Origin of the sequence: Consotaella salsifontis (genome assembly GCF_900167365.1) — a bacterium.
GTDB lineage: Bacteria > Pseudomonadota > Alphaproteobacteria > Rhizobiales > Rhizobiaceae > Consotaella > Consotaella salsifontis.
The window spans coordinates 169,153-186,772 of the sequence record NZ_FUXL01000008.1 but is presented as its reverse complement, the minus strand read 5'-3'; the positions used below and the strand labels follow the sequence as shown (position 1 = coordinate 186,772).

The 17,620-nt window shown below is 63.3% G+C and carries 13 protein-coding genes, 1 tRNA gene, 1 pseudogene and 1 other annotated feature; of the genes and pseudogenes, 6 read left to right on the top strand and 9 right to left on the bottom strand.

The window, feature by feature from the left end; genetic code table 11:
• The first annotated feature begins 2 nt into the window (after positions 1-2).
• The 3 genes from B5D38_RS13310 to B5D38_RS13300 all read left to right on the top strand — a co-directional run bounded on the left by B5D38_RS13310 (position 3) and on the right by B5D38_RS13300 (position 5,308).
• A complete protein-coding gene (locus B5D38_RS13310; protein WP_078708906.1) occupies positions 3-914 on the top strand; it encodes an OmpA family protein in 912 nt (303 codons plus the stop codon).
• 26 nt (positions 915-940) lie between these two features.
• Positions 941-2,287 carry an EH signature domain-containing protein gene (locus B5D38_RS13305; protein WP_280949391.1) on the top strand — a complete coding sequence of 449 codons (1,347 nt, stop codon included), beginning with the start codon at positions 941-943 and terminating at the stop codon, positions 2,285-2,287.
• Between the two features lie 102 nt (positions 2,288-2,389).
• Complete coding sequence (locus tag B5D38_RS13300; RefSeq protein ID WP_165690858.1) at positions 2,390-5,308, top strand: DEAD/DEAH box helicase; 2,919 nt, start codon at positions 2,390-2,392, stop codon at positions 5,306-5,308.
• 7 nt (positions 5,309-5,315) lie between these two features.
• On the opposite strand, the gene B5D38_RS13295 is transcribed toward B5D38_RS13300, so the two are convergent.
• Positions 5,316-7,403: a UvrD-helicase domain-containing protein gene (locus tag B5D38_RS13295; RefSeq protein WP_165690857.1), complete on the bottom strand. Its 2,088-nt coding sequence runs from the start codon at positions 7,401-7,403 to the stop codon at positions 5,316-5,318.
• A 246-nt stretch (positions 7,404-7,649) separates the two neighbouring features.
• A protein-coding gene (locus B5D38_RS13290) for an IS3 family transposase (RefSeq protein WP_116002711.1) occupies positions 7,650-8,878 on the bottom strand; the annotation gives its coding sequence in 2 pieces (ribosomal slippage) (positions 7,650-8,590 and positions 8,590-8,878; 1,230 coding nt in all).
• Positions 8,481-8,597 (bottom strand) — a sequence feature (AL1L pseudoknot). Its footprint overlaps the gene before it by 117 nt.
• A gap of 41 nt (positions 8,879-8,919) precedes the next feature.
• On the opposite strand from B5D38_RS13290, the pseudogene B5D38_RS13285 reads away from it, so the two are divergent.
• A pseudogene (locus B5D38_RS13285) lies at positions 8,920-9,357 on the top strand (IS630 family transposase); the annotation flags it as partial.
• Here B5D38_RS13285 and B5D38_RS13280 read toward each other — a convergent pair.
• The 7 genes from B5D38_RS13280 to B5D38_RS13250 form a co-directional block, all read right to left on the bottom strand.
• On the bottom strand, positions 9,354-10,091 hold the full coding sequence (locus B5D38_RS13280; protein ID WP_131829922.1) for a site-specific integrase: 738 nt from the start codon (positions 10,089-10,091) through the stop codon (positions 9,354-9,356). The pseudogene B5D38_RS13285 and the gene B5D38_RS13280 overlap by 4 nt on opposite strands.
• Before the next feature lie 376 nt (positions 10,092-10,467).
• Positions 10,468-12,423, bottom strand: coding sequence for an AAA family ATPase (locus B5D38_RS13275; protein ID WP_078708901.1), 1,956 nt, complete (start codon positions 12,421-12,423; stop codon positions 10,468-10,470).
• Complete coding sequence (locus tag B5D38_RS13270) at positions 12,410-12,661, bottom strand: hypothetical protein (RefSeq protein ID WP_078708900.1); 252 nt, start codon at positions 12,659-12,661, stop codon at positions 12,410-12,412. Before B5D38_RS13270 ends, B5D38_RS13275 begins: the two co-directional genes overlap by 14 nt.
• A 35-nt stretch (positions 12,662-12,696) precedes the next feature.
• Positions 12,697-13,482, bottom strand: a complete 786-nt coding sequence (locus B5D38_RS13265) for a hypothetical protein (RefSeq protein ID WP_131829921.1) — start codon at positions 13,480-13,482, stop codon at positions 12,697-12,699.
• A 200-nt stretch (positions 13,483-13,682) separates the two neighbouring features.
• Positions 13,683-14,003, bottom strand: coding sequence for a hypothetical protein (locus B5D38_RS13260; RefSeq protein WP_131829920.1), 321 nt, complete (start codon positions 14,001-14,003; stop codon positions 13,683-13,685).
• A 329-nt stretch (positions 14,004-14,332) separates the two neighbouring features.
• The gene (locus tag B5D38_RS13255; RefSeq protein ID WP_131829919.1) at positions 14,333-16,039 is read right to left on the bottom strand and encodes a site-specific integrase; all 1,707 of its coding nucleotides are present in this window, start codon (positions 16,037-16,039) and stop codon (positions 14,333-14,335) included.
• A gap of 92 nt (positions 16,040-16,131) precedes the next feature.
• Positions 16,132-16,221 (bottom strand) — tRNA-Ser (locus tag B5D38_RS13250).
• A gap of 334 nt (positions 16,222-16,555) precedes the next feature.
• Here B5D38_RS13250 and B5D38_RS13245 point away from each other — a divergent pair.
• Positions 16,556-16,867 carry a hypothetical protein gene (locus B5D38_RS13245; protein WP_078708896.1) on the top strand — a complete coding sequence of 104 codons (312 nt, stop codon included), beginning with the start codon at positions 16,556-16,558 and terminating at the stop codon, positions 16,865-16,867.
• 45 nt (positions 16,868-16,912) lie between these two features.
• On the top strand, positions 16,913-17,575 hold the full coding sequence (gene msrA / locus B5D38_RS13240) for a peptide-methionine (S)-S-oxide reductase MsrA (protein WP_078708895.1): 663 nt from the start codon (positions 16,913-16,915) through the stop codon (positions 17,573-17,575).
• The last annotated feature ends 45 nt before the right edge of the window (positions 17,576-17,620 follow it).

The following is a 17,620-nucleotide window of genomic DNA, read 5'->3' as shown; positions in this document are numbered from 1 at the left end:
CAATGATCGTTGACGCCGACATTCCCCACACGGCCACCGAGGAAGCCGAGGAGAACTACTTCATCTCGATGACCGACATGATGGTCGGCATCCTGTTCATTTTTATCATCATGCTGATGATCTTCGCCCTGAACTACCGGCAGACGACCGACCAGCAGATCGAAATCACCGAAGACCAGAAGCGCCGTATCGAGATCGTCGAACAGGTCGCCCGGCAGATCGACCATCTCCAGGCCGAGGTCCATGAAGACATCGAGGCGCTGAGCGAGTCGGAACGCGTTCGGGCACAGCTCCTGACCGACATCCGTGAGCGGCTGGAAAAAGAGAACATCCGGGTGACCATCGATCAGCGCAACGGGGTGCTGCGCCTCGACGAAAACGCCGTTCGATTTGCGTCCGACCACTCCGATCTGACGAGCCAGGCAGCGAGCAATGTCGACGCGATCGCTCGGGCGCTGTCCGCGACGCTGCCGGCCTACAGCGACTGCTCGGCGCCGCTGGTGGCCGCGTGTTCGAATGCGCTGGGGCTCAGCATTGAGACGGTGTTCATCGAAGGCCACACCGACGTCACCGGTTCGGACGATCGGAATTGGCAGCTCTCGACCGAACGCGCCGTCAACACCTATCGCCGCCTGGTCGAGACGGCCCCGACGCTCAAGGATATGAAGAACAGCGAAGGGCGGGCGGTTCTCTCCGTGTCCGGCTATTCCTCGACCCGGCCCATCGCGGACGAGCAGGATTCGGCGGGCTACGAGCGCAATCGCCGCATCGATCTGCGCTTCGTCATGGAAACGGAACGCCGCAAGCGGCTTGAAGCGGTGACGAACCTGCTCGGCCAGATGCGGACGCAGATCGATCAGCTTCTCCAGTCTGCGCCACCAGAAGCGAGCACCGGACGAGGGCCGCGCCTGTGACGACGTTTCGCGAAGCCATTCGGGAGATGTCGCTTCGGCATTCCGGCCGAGCTCCGCCGCCGCGCGATGCGGCCATCGCGGTTGCGGCGGCTCAGATTCAGGGTGTGGACGGGGGGTTGACCAAGAAAAAGGACTACGACGCCATTGCCGAACGGCTCGGCCCGCGCCTGGCAGCCCGCCAGAAACTCACGCTCAACGAGCTGCGCGATGCGGCCTGGTGCCTTTGGGAAACGACGACGCGCCTCGCCGCTGCCGACGAGACGCTTGCATCGTTTCTCGACCAGATCCGGCGGGCGGACCGGAAGTCGCCGTCCCGCACGTTGGCGCTGTCCTTCCTGTTCAGCTTCAGACCGGATCGTCCGGGCCTTGCCGCCGTCGCCCGCGTGCTCTCGGCTCTGGCCGAGACGGCCGGCAAGCCGTTCGACGCGCTGCATCGCGAGTTCGCAATCTTCGATCCGTCCATTGGTCCCCAGAAGGTGGCGAGGCGGGCGCATGACCGCCGGATCGCCCCCAGCGCTCTCCTGCAGCAGGCGGGGCTAACGGCATCGGTGATCCGGGCCGGCTTTGCGGAGATCTGTGCCCGTGAGGCGCTGCGGCTTCTGGCCGGCGATCGGCGCCTAGATGCGCTGGATCGGCTCGCCTTCGTTAAGGAAATCGCGGTCGATGAAGTGGGCCAACTCTATTTCCCGGCACAAGGTCCAGACGTCGCCAACGCCCTGCTGCTCCCCTTCGAACAGATGCAGCCTCCGGAAGATATCTGCGACCGATATCTCGACGTCCTGATCGGTCTCTTCGGCGATCCCCGGACGCAGGAGGGGCGCTGGGTCAACATGCCGGAGGCCGCCGAGATCGCCCGCCGCTGGCTCACGCGGCAGGCGTTGCGGCAGTTCCTGGACGTGGTCGGCGAAGTGGCCGACGCCCACATGTGGCGATACCGACGCGCATTCTGGGAGGCTGTCTACAAACGAAAGCTCATTCAGACGGCATGGGTGGTCTTCGATCCTGCCGGGGTCAGAGCCGCTCAGCGGCGCTTTGGAAGCAAGGTCTCGTTCGGCCGCTTCCACAAGGGCGGCGGCGTCCAGTCGGGACAGTCCGTTTTGCTCCTGCGAGTTGGTAGGGGCGTGGTCGCAGAATGGAGCCACAACGGTTCTTGCCGTATCTGGAACGAATGGGATCGAACGGGAGCGCCAGCTCTGTACAAGCAATTCTATGATGCTTACGAACTGAAAGATGGCAAAGGCTATGCTCCCGAATTGACGAAGTCGCACAACCACGCTGAGACTTATTCTTGGCAAGGAGTGGTTGCCGAGAAGATCTATCGGATGACGGGGGCGCGTATTCAGCCGCCCGAATATCATCTCAGTGCGCGCTGACCGATGGTCAAGTTTTCCCACGACCTCCGACCAGACGGCGCCTATCTCCAGGCCAAAGAGCGGCGCTTGCTCAGCCGTAGGTTCGTTCCGCCAGGCCAGTGGATGGCTCTGCCCGCACCGCTTGGCAATGCGGCCAAGACGCTTCACCGGCTGATCGCGGAGGGAGAGGCGGCGATTGAGGGCGATGGCATCCTGTTGCCCTTTCCGGTCGCTTCACAGCTCGCGGCGTCAGTGGCCGACGCGCTGGGACTGCCTGCGCTGACGAACCTGTCGGCGACGCTCTCCTTCGAAGGCAAGATGACGGATAGTGATGCTCGCATCCGGGTGCGCTGGTACGACGACAATTTCTCCACGATCAGGGTCGCGCGGCACGGGTGCTTCGTGACCTGGGGTGAGAACAGCGCTCGGCTCGTCGCTAGCGTCTTTGAACTGCTGGAGGCGATCGACGCCTATAACGCCTCTGCCGGGAGCTCATCGGAGGCACGGATTGCGGCCTGGGGACCGGTGCAGGACGCGCTCAAGCGCACCACCGGCCAGACGATCAGTTCCGACGACGGCTACTTGAAGAGCCTCACGGTCTACCAGGCGGGATCGTTCGCCTTGGACATTCGCGAAACCGCAGACGGCCCGGATTTCGTGCCGATCGTCATGGGGCGTGAAAAGGCGGTTCTCGAGGCGGACGATGCTCCGATCGGCGAGGGCGACGATGATGCCGTGCCCGGCGTTCATCGGGATCAGGTCGAGGACGCGCTGTTGCCGCCGGACCTGCAGACGCATTTCGTCGCCGACGTCTTCTCGCGGGAAGCGCAGACGCGCGACGGCTATGTTCTGGCTCGCAACACTTTTCTTGTCGTCGACAAGGATCTGAAGACGGCACTGGATGTGGTGCGCGAGAAACGCCGCGCGCCGACGGCCGAGCGGCGCGCCTTCATCCGCAATCCGCGGCCGGCGATCGCCGAGGCTCTGGGCGAGGGGCGCGATGCTGCCGCGGCCGTCCTGTTCGTCGAAACGGCGCAGTATTCCGAACGGGTCCTCGGCCTCGGAATCTGGCGGCCGCCCGTGCTTCCTTGGCTGAAGAACAAGGCCGGGCAGTGGCTGCCGGAGAGCTTCCCCTTGAAGATCGGCGATCGTCTCGTCGAGATGAACAGCGACCGCTACGACGAGATTACGAGGAAACTTGCAGAGGCGAAGGCAGCGGATCGCGACGAGATCCTGATCGAGAATGTCCCGACGCCAGTCTTGCACGTCGAAGAAGCGTTCGCCGAATTTCAGCTGCCGGGCGGCGAGCCTGTCCAGCCCGAAGCGGCGTCAGAAAACGGCCCAGTTGAGCAATCGGGCCCTGACGACGGCGCCGCCGAGCCAGCCGCGCCAGATCGACCGAGCGACCGCGAGGTCCTGCTGATCGCGCAGAACTTCGAAGGCGTCGACTACGAGGTCGCATGGCCGAAGCGCACGGCAACGATCGCCGAGACGTTTCCGCGCGGCGAACTGGCGCGAACGGAGCCGAAGCCGCATCAGGAAGAGGGCTTCGGCTGGCTGGTCGACGCATGGAAGGCTGGCTGGCCGGGCGTTCTTCTTGCCGACGACATGGGTCTCGGCAAGACGTTCCAGGCACTCGCCTTCCTCACCTGGGTGCGCAAGAACCGGGCGCGGCTCGGGCGAAACCAGGGGGCTGCGCGAGAGCCGATCCTGATCGTCGCGCCGACCGCGCTGCTGCGCAACTGGGTGGAGGAGAGCGAGCGGCATCTCCTGCCGGGCGCGCTCGGAACGCGCGTCGATGCTTTCGGCTCCGGTTTGCGCAGCTTGAAGGCCGAAAAGGGAGTGGACGTCACACCCGAGGATGCCCTCGATATCAGGCGCATCCATGAGGCTGATTGGGTGCTGACCACCTATGAAACGCTGGCGAACTATCACCGCGTCTTCGCCCGCGTGGCCTTTTCGGTCGCAGTCTTCGACGAGGCGCAGAAGATCAAGGCGCCCGGTGCGATCAACACCCAGTCGGCCAAGGCGATGAACGCCGACTTCGTGTTGGCGCTCACGGGCACGCCGATCGAGAACCGACTGACCGATCTCTGGTGCATCATGGATCGCGTGGTTCCGGGCTATCTCGGCGAGCTCAAGGTTTTCGCCAAGATGTACGAGGAAGGCGGGCCGGCCGAACTCGAGGAACTCAAGGCACGTCTCGATCGACCCGATCTGCAAACTCCTGCCGTTCTTCTGCGACGGATGAAGGCGGATATCTTGACGGGCCTGCCAAAGAAGGAGGTCAAAACCGAACGCATCGTGATGCCACCGGCCCAGGCCGAGGCCTATGACAAGGCCGTGGCCGCCGCGCGTCTCGGCCAGCGGCGACAGAGCGACATGCTGCGGGCGATCCATGCCTTTCGGGGCATTTCGTTGCATCCTGACGGATCGGAGGGGCTCGACCCGTTGAATCCGCGTTCGGTCGCTGCCTGGATCGCCCGCTCCGCACGGATGACGCACGCCGTCGGCTGCCTCGAGGCGATTGCCGCAGCCAAGGAAAAGGCCCTTGTCTTCCTTGAGGATCGATCCGTCCAATCGGCCTTCGCCAGCGCGATTGCAACGCATCTTGGGCTTTCGTCGGAGCCGGAGATCATCAATGGCTCTGTCCCCGGCGACAGGCGGCTGGAGATCGTCGACCGCTTTCAAGCGAGAGGACCGGGCTTCGATATCCTCGTCCTGTCACCCAAGGCGGCAGGCGTCGGACTGACCATCACCGCGGCCAACCACGTCATCCACCTGTCGCGCTGGTGGAACCCTGCCGTCGAGGATCAATGCAACGACCGCGTCTATCGCATCGGGCAGGACAAGCCGGTGACGATCCACGTGCCGATCGCGGTGCACCCCACGTTCCGTGAGGCAACGTTCGATGTCACGCTCGACAAGCTTCTGGAGAAGAAGCGTCGCCTCTCGCAACACATGCTGATGCCGCCGGTCGAGGATGGCGATATCGACGCGCTGTTCGGCAGCGCAGTGGATGGGCAGCCGCTGGCCGCGTGAATGGCGCCTATGTCAGCTTGGCCTCCTCCAGGAACGGCGATGCACTCGCCACTTGGTCGCCGATCCGGCCAGACAGCGTCAGGATCAGGCGGCGCTTGGCTCGGGTCATCGCCACGTAGAACAACCGTCGTTCAGCCTCGATCTCACGTTCGCTTTTGGCACGGCGCAACGGCCAGATTCCGTCGACGACGTCGAGCATGACCACGGTGTCGAACTCCTTGCCCTTCGCCCGCAGTGCGGTCATCAAGTGGACCGGCCGGCGCCAAAGGCTGTTGGCATCGTCCTCCTTGTCCTCTCCTGGCAGCCGCACCAGCGTGTCCTTGGCCGTCTCGAGATCGTCGAGGAAGCGCTGAAAGTCGTCGCCGTAGGCTTCGGCGAATTCGGTCAGGTAGAGGAAGGGAGGATCGACCAGGAAGATGTCTTCCTGAGCGCGGCCATAGTCCTGCTGGAAGCCGCCGAAGAGGTCCTGCATCGCCTCAATCGCCGCTCGCACGGTCGGCGCATGAACGAGCTTGCGGAGCGCCTGGGCGAAGGCGGCGCTGATCTTGCCGTCCTCGTTCTTGCCCTTCAGCGGTCCACGATAGGCCTCAAGGGCATCGATCACCTCATCGTAGCTTTTGGGCCGGCCGTTGCGCAGATGCCTGGCAAGCGCGTCGGCCTCGGCCCGTTTCAGCGGGAAACGTCGCACCGAGTTGCAGAGGGTCACGACATCCTCGACCATGGTCGGCAGGCGCACGCCGAGCGTCGCCATTGCCCGTGTGCGAATCGCATGCAGCAGACGGTCGAACGTCTCCGATAGGAAGACGTGCAGATCCTCGGCCGCGCAAAAAGAGAGGCCCTCGCGTGCCATGATGATCTGATAGGGGATCAACTGTGCCCGCTTCCGCGACAGCACCGCGAGCTTTTCGCCGGGAACATCCCGGGCGAGGAAGGCGCGAACCTCTTTCATCACCGCGTCGGTCGCGGCGACGAAGCTCGCATGCTCCAGCCGCTCGATTTCGGCATCCCGCTCCAGAACCGGCGACATCGTCTTCGCCTCGCGGTGCTGATTGTGTTCGATGAGTCGGGCCGACTTTTCGACCAGGTTTCGCGGACAACGGTAGTTGCGTTCCAGGATATGAGTGGCGAATGGCTGGCCGAAATGCGCCTGGGGTTCCAGAATGTAGTCGGGTGTCGCGCCCCGCCACTCGAAGATCGCCTGGTCGTCGTCGCCGACAATGGTGATCTTGGCGTCGTTCAGCACCGCGATCTCGCGCACCAAGGCAAGATCGAGCGGATTGATGTCCTGGAACTCGTCAACGAGGATGTGGGTGGTCCGAGCATCCGCGGTGGGGCGGCTGCCCTCCCTGACGCGTCGGCGCGTGTCGAGAAAGGCGACATATTTCTGGTCTTCCAGCGTGAACGTCGACTGGGCCACCTGGAGATCGCACGCTTTGACCCAGAACGGCATCACTGTCTCGACAAAGGTCTCGAGCCTTCGGTTGGCCAGCACGCCGTGCTCCTGGAGCTTCTCGATCAGCTGATCGATATGGCGCGAAAGGCCGAGATCCTCCAGCGCATCGAGCCGGGCGTTGGCATGGCGCATGGAGCCGTCTTCATGGTCGAATCCCAGCGCCTTCAGGATGTCGAGGACCTCCGCGAGGATCTTGGGCAGCTGATAGGGATGGTCCCTCATTGCTTCCGCAATCGCCGGTTCCTCCGCCCAGGACGCCTGCAGCGTGTTCCTGATCAGAAGGTTCCGGTCGTTCTCGCTGGTCATCAGCCGGGGATTGAGAAAGTTGCCGCGAATGATGCGGTGTCCCCAGCCGTTCAGAGTGACGACGTCAGCGTTGGTGGACAGCGATCCGAACTGTGGTGTGAACAGCCGTGCCCGCAATTCGTCGCGGGCGGCGCGGGTGAAGGTCACGATGAGAAAACGCGCTTGGCCTTCGCTCCGATGAAGGATCTCAGCGCAGCGCCAGAGCAGCGAGTGCGTCTTGCCACTGCCTGCCGGCGCCAACAGCCGCACGTTCGTATCTTCCGCCTCGACGAAGCGGCGCTGGAATGCGTCGAGCCTGGCTGCTGCAACATCTGCGTCAGATTTCCTCGGGATCATGTCAACTTGCCACTGCTTCCAACGTTTGCTGAGTACTTCTTCGGCATGAAGAACATCCGACATCTGGCAAGGCGGGCGCCTCACATATCTGCATCAATTGCCCATTCTGGCTAGGGCACGACCGCTCCTCGGAGGGCCGCATAGCAAGCCATTCAGTATGCTAAGATATGGAATCGACTCTGTTCTGATAGCTTCAAAACAGGGCTTTGAACCGCGCCGGATTTGCCGGAGGCTGATTGATCTTAGCTATGCGGCCATGTCGGTTTGGTCCAGGGCGGCGTAATAGTTGGCTTCAGCTTCCGCGGGCGGAATGTTGCTGATCGGCTCGAGCAGACGGCGGTTGTTGAACCAATCCACCCATTCGAGTGTCGCGAATTCGACGGCTTCGACGTGGCGCCATGGCCCTCGGCGATGAATGACCTCGGCTTTGAACAGCCCGTTGATCGTCTCGGCGAGGGCATTCTCATAGCTGTCACCGACACTGCCGACGGACGGCTCGATCCCCGCTTCGGCGAGTCGCTCGGTATATTTGATCGACAGATATTGGGATCCTCGATCGCTATGGTGCACGAGCCCGATGCCTTTGGCGGGGCGGCGTTGATGAACTGCCTGCTCCAAGGCATCGAGAACAAACCCGGCACGGGCCGTGCGGCTGACACGCCAACCGACGATGCGGCGGGCATAGGCGTCGATGACGAAGGCGACGTAGACGAACCCCTGCCAGGTCGCAACATAGGTGAAATCGCTCACCCATAAGACATTCGGCGCCGGGGCCTGGAACTGGCGGTTCACCCGGTCCAGCGGGCACGGCACTGCCTTGTCGCTGATCGTCGTCTTCACGCGCTTGCCGCGCACCGCGCCTTTGATGCCCATTGTCTTCATCAGGCGAGCCACCGTACATCGGGCGATGTCGAACCCTTCCCGGCGCATCTGCCGCCAGACCTTGCGCACGCCATAGACGCCGAAATTGTCGTCGAAGACACGCTCAATCTCGGGCCGCAGTTCCGCATCGCGTTTGGTGCGAGGTGGAAGGCGAGAGGGATCGGCGCGCTTGGCCACATGGTCGTAATAGGTCGACGGGGCGATCGGCAGCACCTGGCAGATCGGCTCGACCCCGTGTTCCCCGCGATGATCGTCGATGAAGGCGATCATGACTTCGACCGGCGGTCGAGCTCCGCCATCGCAAAATACGCCGAGGCCTTGCGCAGGATCTCATTGGCCTGACGAAGCTCCCGGTTCTCCCGCTCCAGCGCCTTCATCTTCTCGGCCATCTCGGTGGTGATGCCCGCCCGCTTGCCGCTGTCGACCTCGGCCTTCTTGACCCATTCGTTCAGCGTCTGCGCCGCGCAGCCGATCTTCGGGGCAATCGAAAGAATGGCGGCCCAGCGCGAGACGTGCTCGCCTTCATGGTCCAGCACCATCCGCACCGCTCGCTCGCGCACTTCCGGCGAGAATTTGTTCGTCGTCTTGCTCATCGTGGCTCCATCCTCTCAGGAGTGGGAGCCTCCGGCAAATCCGGTGCGGTTCAGGGGTCCCTCACGGTCACTGGAAGACGACAACCTTCACCGGCGCGTTACGACTGACGGGGATGACCGCGCCAATGGTGCTGGACGGGGCGATGAACGCCATCGCCTTCCGAGCCTATGTCGAGCAGGTGCTCGTCCCGACGCTCGCGCCAGGCGACATCGTGGTCATGGACAATCTACCGGCGCACAAGACCGAAGGCGTTCGCTCGGCGATCGAGGGGGCTGGCGCGGAGTTGCACTACCTCCCGCCCTACAGTCCCGATTTCAACCCGATCGAGATGGCCTTCTCCAAGCTCAAGTCGCTGCTGCGGGCGAGAGCCGAGCGATCGGTCGATGGCCTCTGGGACGCCGTCGGCGCGGTCCTCCCACTCTTCAAGCCTGACGAGTGCGCCAACTACTTCGCCGCCGCTGGCTATGAGCCGGATTAAGCCGGAAATGCTCTAATCGATGACGGAGTTCTTGCGGCAGCCTCATGGTATTCGATGTTTGTCTGTCGTTCGGCCTTCCGAGATGGTTTGACTTGCGAAGTCGTTTCTGGCGTTGGCGCCCCGCATCGAAGCCTAGCAGAGAGGCCAGAACGACGCTTGGCGTAATGCACCGTCGCCGTGCGCGTCGTCTTGTGCCCCGCCAGCGCCGCGACCTCTTCCATCGAAAGCAGCTGTTTCGCAGTCGCAAGCGCCGCATGGCGGGTCGAGTAGAGCGAGACTCGGCGGATCGCGCATCGTTTACACGCACGTGCTATTCGCGCGGCGATTCGGCTCCAGAGGCGCGCCCAACCGCCGGCTTCCGCAGCAGCTTCTCGCAAGCGTTGCAGGAACCGGAGAAGAAACGCCGGAAATGACGGATTTTGATCTGTTACCGGAGCAAGATCGATGTCTCGGGTCATACCGAAGCTTCGGCCGTTTGTCGCTTTCGCATTGATGACTTTCAACGTCCGCCCGTCCGAGCAGGCGTCCTGATACTCGACGGGCCTCAGCCCGAGCGGCAGGTTGCATGAAATGAAGGATGCGGCCAGCTTGTCGCGTTCGTCACCATTGATGAGTGCTCCGATCAGGCGCCCCCATTCCTTGATGGGAACGGATTTCCTCTTCTTGGCAGAGGTCCGTCGCGGCTCCTCATGACGATCACGCGGGGCAGGGCCGGATTTTAGATGTGCGATCAAGGTCTCCTGCCCCTCCGCGGAGATCCTACGTGCGGCCGCTGCCGCCTCGATCATGCACGTCAGCGCCGCCCGATACTGCCTGACGGTTGATGGCGCCCACCGCCGATCTTGTCCTGTGAACCACCGGATGAGGTCCATGATTGGCATTGGGCGGTTGGTCTCCCGATATGCCTGGTCCTTCAGATCAAGGCATCGCTTTCGATAGCGGTGTTGTGTCTCGGGCGTCCTGGTCACCTCGGTCCTTGTACAGTCGATCATAAATCTCGGCCCCGACTCCCTTCGTTACTCGACAATAAAAAGTGATTCGCAGCATGAGAGAAGCGATTCTTTCTGGCCCGGCACCACGCCGGGCCGCCCGGCAATTTGCCGCAGCCAGTCAGTCCGGCGGTCTCTCGACCGGCTGAATCGTGAGAGTCTGCCAACACCTTTCACATGCAAAATCCTTCAGTGCTTGCTGGCCCATGACCCGCTCTTTCATGAGACGATCGGCCAAGGCGACCACGTCGCTCTTGTGGGTGAGGATGAGGATCGCCGCTTCGCCGTAAAGCCGTCGCAGACGCCGTTCCGTCGGAGCGTGCTCGGCACCTGTCACGGCAGCGAGATGCGACCCCAGCCCCAGATAGGCCTCGACCTGGGCGACGAGCGTCGTCGCTCGCTCAAGGTCATTGGAGGCGCCGGCAGAGACATTGCCGAGGATGATCTCCTCGGCCGCCCGCCCGGCCAAGGTCCGGATGACCGTTTTTTCAATGTCGGGAAGGACGCCTTCGCCGCCCACTGCCGGCGTGATGACTCGACCGCCACTGCTATGGTCACCGACGATCGATACTGACCGAGGCACGGCGCCTTGAACCATACCGACAACGGCGTGCCCCGCTTCATGAATGGCGATCCGCCGGCGGAGGGATTCGGGACGCTCATCGACGGGCAACGCTGTGGCGAGCACGTCGCTGGGCTCCATTGCTCTTCCCCGACTTCTCGCTCTTGCGCGGGCATCACGCGCGAGGCGAGCTACGTCGGCGCCGGACATCGTCCCGGCGTGGGTAATGGCGATTGGCTCGAGTTGATCGAGTGGCAGGTTGGGAAGATGATGTGCCAGGATCTTCGTTAGGGCGGCTTCGTCCGGCAAGTCTATCCGAATGATTCGGTCAAGCCGACCAGCGCGGACGAGCGCTCGATCCAGTCCGCGATCGTCGTTGCAAGCGCCGACCACGACGACTCCTTGGCGCCGGTCCGTACCGTCCAATTCTTCGAGCAGGGTCGCCACAATGGCACCCCACCAGTCGTCATGCCGTGCTCCGGCATTCCGAGCCGGAATCGCATCGAGTTCATCGAGGAAGACAATTGCCGGAGACGCCGCGCGTGCATCAGAAAACGTGCGCTGGATTGATTTGGTTACATCGCCCAAATGCCCTTCCCGCTGGCCCTGCCACGCCGAATACGAGGCCGGAAAGAAGGCCGTTCCGGCTGCTTTCGCGAGGGAATTTGCGAACAGCGTCTTGCCGGTCCCAGGCGGACCAACCAGCAGCGCTCCCGGACCGATGTCGCTGCCCGCAATCTCACCGCGTCTGTATGCGGCGTTGTCGGCGATCATCTGCAAGCCCCAGGCTTTGGCGTCCCCATAGCCTTCCAGCTTCTCGAACGCCGGAACCGAACTGTCACCGCTTGTGGCTGAGGAACCGGCGAGCTTGGCCAAAAGGCCGATGGCTTCGCGCGGCCTGCCGGACTTTCTGCAAGCCAGGTTGAGATCGACTGGGGTCAAGGCAGAGAGACCTGCCTCGTGCCCAAGGCGAATGCGAGATCCCGCATAGCTGCGACGAAGTGCCCTGGTGACCTCGTCGACCGCGAACGGGGAGATCGTCATGTCGAGATCGGCCAAGGCGGCGAGCACCGGTGGCATCTTGCACCCCTGCGGCATCGAGAGAATGCAATGCCCCGATAGAAGGTGCCCTCGAACCTCGTCGACGTCGATCGACTTCCGGCGAGAAGAGGGCTCGAAGATTACCCGCCCGCATCGTCTCTCCTCGCATCCTGCTCGCGCGGCAAGATCTGCCATTGCCGCTTCTGCGGCCGGGACCGCCGATAGGAGCCAATCGGCGGATGGAACCCGGAGCAGAATCAGCAGATTGCTGCCGCGCGCAACCCTGCGGCGCAGTGGAAAGACCTCGCATCGTATCCGGTCGGCAAGCAGGCGCTCCGCAGGCAAGAGACGGGCAAACCGACGGTGCCGATGGTCAGCAGATTGCGGGGCGTCGTCGCCGACTGCAGCGTCGAACTCGTCGAGAGCAAGGTCGAAGTCCCTATCGACTGTCTTCGGTAGGTCAGCGAGCGCCATCGCAGCCTCCCCTGTCGACGCCCGCCCGATCAACCGGCTTCGCCACGAGTCGATCCAGCCAGCTCACGACGAGTTGGGCCGCCGGATCGCCCTGAACTGCCCGATGGCGAACCTCCGCCTCGACGTGTGGCGCGGCAGCTCCGGCTCGATGAAGCCGCAGCAGCGCGCCGATCGCGATGAACGACGGAAGTTTGACGACCGTGGGAGCATTGGTGTTATCGGGGTTCCCGTCATCCATCTTGCCATCCGCTCGCGTGCACGTTCTATCCCGGCTCATTGGGCACCTCCGACGACGTGCAGACCTCCGGATTGCCTTTGCCGGGCGGCGAGGATGCGCGCCGGCCCAATGGGGTTGTCGCCAGCGTCTTCATCGCCGACGGCTGAAGCCGCTGCCTGACTCTGCCCGTCCCCAGAGATGTTCACGCTGGCGGGGGTGAGCGCCTGGGAGAGGTTTTCGTACCGGCGGACCAAGGCGGAGCGAGCCCGAGCTCGATAGATCGCGTCGAACCTGTCGAGCTGACGAGTGATCGGCAGCCCAAAGAAATCGTCGATCTGGTCGCGCAGGATCACGCCGGGCGCAGATTCCGTGCCGTGGAGATCGATGATGACCGCCTCGACGCGCGAGATCCGGCTCTTCTGCTGCAGATGAAAACGGGCGGCGAGACGGGCGATCTCGAGACGGCGCAGCATTGCCTTGTGCGACCGGCTCGAGGCGCCGCGTTTCACTTCGATCAGCACCCCATAGCCGACCTTCTCGCAGAGCAGGACGATATCGCATCGATAGCTACCACGGACACCCTGGTCGTGTGGGAGATCAACCTGGTGCAGTCGGTGGGGTGCATTAGCGATAACGGCGGCTTCGGCCGCTGCCGTCAGCGGGATCTTCTCCTCTGTCAACACTTGGAAATGCGGTCCCGACACCTCGATGATCCGGGCGAGTGCGGTTGCCGCGGCCTGCCCGTGTCGCAGCACGATGGAGTGAGCGAGGCTGGTCAGCCCGGCAAACTCCTGAAGCACCGGGTCCTGACCCCGAGCAAGGTCGTCCGCTTCGCGGATCACGCGAGCTGCGAGTTGCGTGAAGGCCGCGTCGAGCCGACTGTCGGCCTCGTCTGCGGGCTGTTTCTGGTCGAACAGTCTCTCACTGAATTTGGACATAGTTCACCCTCGGTCGCGCAAACCGTGCGCACCGCCTTTTCATCGCGATGGAATAAAGTCCCCCTGCAGCGCACAGGGGCGAGGATTCAAGGGCCTGCCGTCTGTCAGAGTCGGCGAAGCGGAAGGTCGCGCGAGAAGGGAAGGGTGCAGTCGGCTGCGATCAGCCCACGGTCGACCAGCAACATCATCGCCGACAGCACCGGCGCGTCGAGCGAGAAACTTTGCGCCACCTCGTCCAGCGTCATGCGGGACCCATCCTCGGGCAGCGCGGCGAGGATCGAGGCCGCGGTGGCGGCGATGTCGGCTTCGCGGGTGACGGCAACGCGATCGACGGAATCATCCATCGTGACGGGAGGCGTCGGAATGGTGGAATGGGAAACGGGCTTGAACCCGCACAGATGTGCGGCGTAGATGGCGTCAGCCATGATGGACTCTCCAATCCAGAGCTCTGTCATGGTCAGGCCGTCGCGGAGCTGCAACTCCGTCGGCGGCCGCCCTGCAAGACAGACGCCGATTGGACCACCCGACCGGGTGAAACACGAGCTGGGCTCGCAAGGACAACATGGAGCTGAAGGACTGTCGAATCCAGCTGAACGGGCAGGAACTCCGTCTCTTTGGTTAACGATTAGCCTTCGGATGCTCAAGCTCAATCCGCAGCAAAGCAATTCGACCAATAACTTCTCTGTAGACCAGGCTCGGTTGCGAACATGCTTGCGGCTAAAACCTCCAGCCGCGGCGCTTAATCCTTCGCCCGCTAGACCTGCAACCGATCAATCCAGTCCATCTCCTCGCGCGACGGTATTGGCGAGCCGTATCGGCGTCTCAGCTTGGCGCGCGATCCTCGCGGTCGAGCACGGCCATCCTGGACGGCAGTCTCATCGACGGCGTGGCCCAGGAAGCGCTCTCTCACCGAATCCGGCACCCCGGCGGCGTCACATGCCGCCGCGAAGTTATGCCGGGTCGAGTGGGTGACGTGTCGGCGGTCAGGTGTCACCTCGTCGATCTGTCGGGTCAGGCGCTTCGACAGCGCGGAGGAGTAGCAACCATATCGGTCGGGCTTGCACTGCGGAAATAGGGGTGCCCTTTCGCCGCTCCGCTTCCTCCGCGCTTCGACGAGGTCGAGGAACCCGTCCTCGATCAGTGCGCGGTGGATTGGAACAACGCGGCGGGAGTTGGAGGTTTTGACGTCGAGCTCCTTGCGGCGTTCCCGGTGAGCGGGGTCGCCATTGTCGAGATGGAGGAGATCGACGCACCAGCGTCCATGAATCTGACGGATGTCAAACACGGACAAGACCGCGAACTCGTCGAGACGCAAGCCGGTTCGCGGCAACACCCGTATCCACCAGCGATCGGGTGAGGACTGTGGCTTTTGGTCGGCAATCTTCCGAAGCTTCGCTAGATGGTCCGGTTCAAAGGGCAGACGTTCCTCGGAGGGGCCGATCGCGATGCCGTCCTCGCCTTTCATGCGCTTCGACGTGATGCCGTCGAGCGGACTCTTCTCGATGACGCCAAGGCCTTCGAGATGGCTGAACAGTGTCTTGATCGGGCTGAGGTATTTGGCATCGACCGTGACCGGGTCGATCGGGGGGAAGGGGATGGCAAGTTCCCGATTCATCCTGATCTGTAGTAACGGATCAGCCGTCTTGAAGCGCTGCCGGCCTTTGACGGGGATCTGGTCGAGGATGTCGCGGAACCGGTGCATGTCCTCGATGGTGTAGGCGCCGATGGGCTTGTCGCCAACGATCGCAATGAAGACCGCGATGCGGCCCGAATAGTCCGCCAGGTGCTTCGCCTTGGGGCCCAACTCTTCGGTCTTCCTTTGGAGGAAGGCGGGCACACGCGATGAGAGAAGATCGTCCGAGCCCGGACGGGCCATGGCGCGCTTGATAGCGGCACCAATCCCCTTGTCGATCATGGCCGCGATGTCCGCCGCGGACATCGAAGCCCCGGCGGTGGGCTGCGCGGCAGATGGGACTGTGGCCATGGCGCCGCCGCGGGAGGCGGCCGTTCGCATCGCGACATCGGCGGTGACGCGCGGCCCCGCTTCCGGGTGAGGGCGAATGTTCGGATATGTCGACCGAGGCGCTTCCGCTGCTTCCCTATCGAAGGCGGGCATCAACGGCTCGTCGGCGACCAGTCGCTCGATCAGGTATCGGTATTTGGCCCTCTCAGCCCAGCGAGATTGGCCGCCATCGAACTCGTCGATGACGTGATCGAGGATCGCACCGAACGCCGAGCGGGCGTCGGAACTGAGTCCGGCCCTCCTCAACGTCTCGAATGCTTCCTCGACCGCGCGCAACAGCGTCCATGCCCTTCGTCTGGCGGCCCGAGCGTCGCTGGTGCGCAGCGAACGCCGGATATCCGACTTGCCGAGGCAGGAGACCAGGTCCACCGGAACCGGCCTGCGGAACCAGAAGAGGAGTCCGCGCCTCGTGACGAAGGGTGCGAGCAGAGCATGCAAGAAACAAACGCCCGAAACAGTGTGACAGGGCGCTGTGACAGGATGATCTGGGAATCAGGCGTTCGGATCGCAGGAAATCAATGACTTAGGCATGGCGGAGAGAGAGGGATTCGAACCCTCGATACGGTTGCCCGTATACACGCGTTCCAGGCGTGCGCCTTCGACCGCTCGGCCATCTCTCCGGGTCGGGTTTCCCCGACAGGTCCGTGGCGATGCTCGTCAAGCGAAGCAGCCGACCGCGAACCGACTGGCGCGCACTTAAGCCAGAACCGCGCGACGTTCAAGCGTCGAATCGCGAGAAAGCCCTTCTGTCGGTCTCAACCACTCGTCCAGGCACTGTTGGCGGGCGGAGGGTGGCGCTTCCGCGCCTAATCGCGGACCCTGGAGGTCTGATCAGCACGTGCGTGGGATTGCTTGTTGCCCCTGCTCGTCCCACATACCGAAAGCGGACGGCGTATTCGCGATTCGTTCTGAAATGGCGCGGGTGGCCGCCCTCGGCGGGATGGGGAGAAAGCGATGCTGAGATTTCTTGCGCGCTTGATAGGTCTCATTTTCCTTGCGATCGCCGCCGTCTTCGCGGTCGGCGACATCGCGCGCTCGATCGCCGAAAATAGCGCGCGCCTTATGTCCTTGTCCGACGCTCTGGCGCTGGTGGGGGTGGCCGCTCCTCCGGTCTCGGGGGCGGATGATGCATTCGCCGAGAGCCTAGCCAGCCTCCTCGCCGTGGTCGGGCCATGGCCGGCCTCGGGCGTCTTTCTCGGCCTCTCCCTGCTGCTTCTGTTGCTCGCCGGCCTTGGGCGCCGCCCACCGGAACGGGCACTTTCCTGATCTAGGTCGCGACTTGGCCGCCGACCCATCCGAAGGACCGACGACATGACCCTCTTCGATCTCTTTTCCAAGAAAAGCGAAATGCCGGAGGCCGGCGAGGCGCTGCCGGGGCGCGACACTCCCTTGCCGACCGCCGCGAACCATTTCGTATCCGGCCACGCTCTCAAGGGGCCTTATCCGGGGGGGATGGAAAGCGCGATGTTCGGCCTCGGCTGCTTCTGGGGCGCAGAGCGCGTCTTCTGGAAGCGCGAGGGGGTGTATGTGACGGCAGTCGGCTACGCCGGCGGGCAAACGCCCAATCCCACCTATGAGGAAGTCTGCTCCGGCCGAACAGGCCATGCCGAAGTGGTGCTCGTGGTGTTCGATCCTCGCGTCGTCTCCTACGAGGACCTGCTCAAGCTCTTCTTCGAGAGCCATGATCCGACGCAAGGGATGCGCCAGGGCAACGACGTCGGGACCCAATACCGCTCGGCGATCTATGCCTTCGATGAGGCGCAGCGCCGCGCTGCCGAGGAGGCGAAGGCGCGCTATCAGGAGGCGCTGACGGCCGCCGGCCACCCAGCCGCGATCACCACCGAGATCGCTCCGGCCCCGACCTTCTACTTCGCCGAGGACTATCACCAGCAGTATCTCGCCAAGAATCCGAACGGCTATTGCGGCCTCGGCGGCACCGGAGTCTCCTGCCCGGTGGGCATTTCGGCGGCATGAGACGAAGAATCAGGGTGATTTCCTGCTCCCGTCGTGCCAGTCTGC

Excerpts from the sequence above, each read along its gene's own strand:
- B5D38_RS13310 (WP_078708906.1), top strand. The coding sequence starts at position 3 with ATGATCGTTGACGCCGACATTCCCCACACGGCCACCGAGGAAGCCGAG.
- B5D38_RS13305 (WP_280949391.1), top strand. The coding sequence starts at position 941 with ATGTCGCTTCGGCATTCCGGCCGAGCTCCGCCGCCGCGCGATGCGGCC.
- B5D38_RS13300 (WP_165690858.1), top strand. The coding sequence starts at position 2,390 with ATGGCTCTGCCCGCACCGCTTGGCAATGCGGCCAAGACGCTTCACCGG.
- B5D38_RS13295 (WP_165690857.1), bottom strand. The coding sequence starts at position 7,403 with ATGATCCCGAGGAAATCTGACGCAGATGTTGCAGCAGCCAGGCTCGAC.
- B5D38_RS13275 (WP_078708901.1), bottom strand. The coding sequence starts at position 12,423 with ATGGCGCTCGCTGACCTACCGAAGACAGTCGATAGGGACTTCGACCTT.
- B5D38_RS13270 (WP_078708900.1), bottom strand. The coding sequence starts at position 12,661 with ATGGATGACGGGAACCCCGATAACACCAATGCTCCCACGGTCGTCAAA.
- B5D38_RS13260 (WP_131829920.1), bottom strand. The coding sequence starts at position 14,003 with ATGGCTGACGCCATCTACGCCGCACATCTGTGCGGGTTCAAGCCCGTT.
- B5D38_RS13245 (WP_078708896.1), top strand. The coding sequence starts at position 16,556 with ATGCTGAGATTTCTTGCGCGCTTGATAGGTCTCATTTTCCTTGCGATC.
- msrA (WP_078708895.1), top strand. The coding sequence starts at position 16,913 with ATGACCCTCTTCGATCTCTTTTCCAAGAAAAGCGAAATGCCGGAGGCC.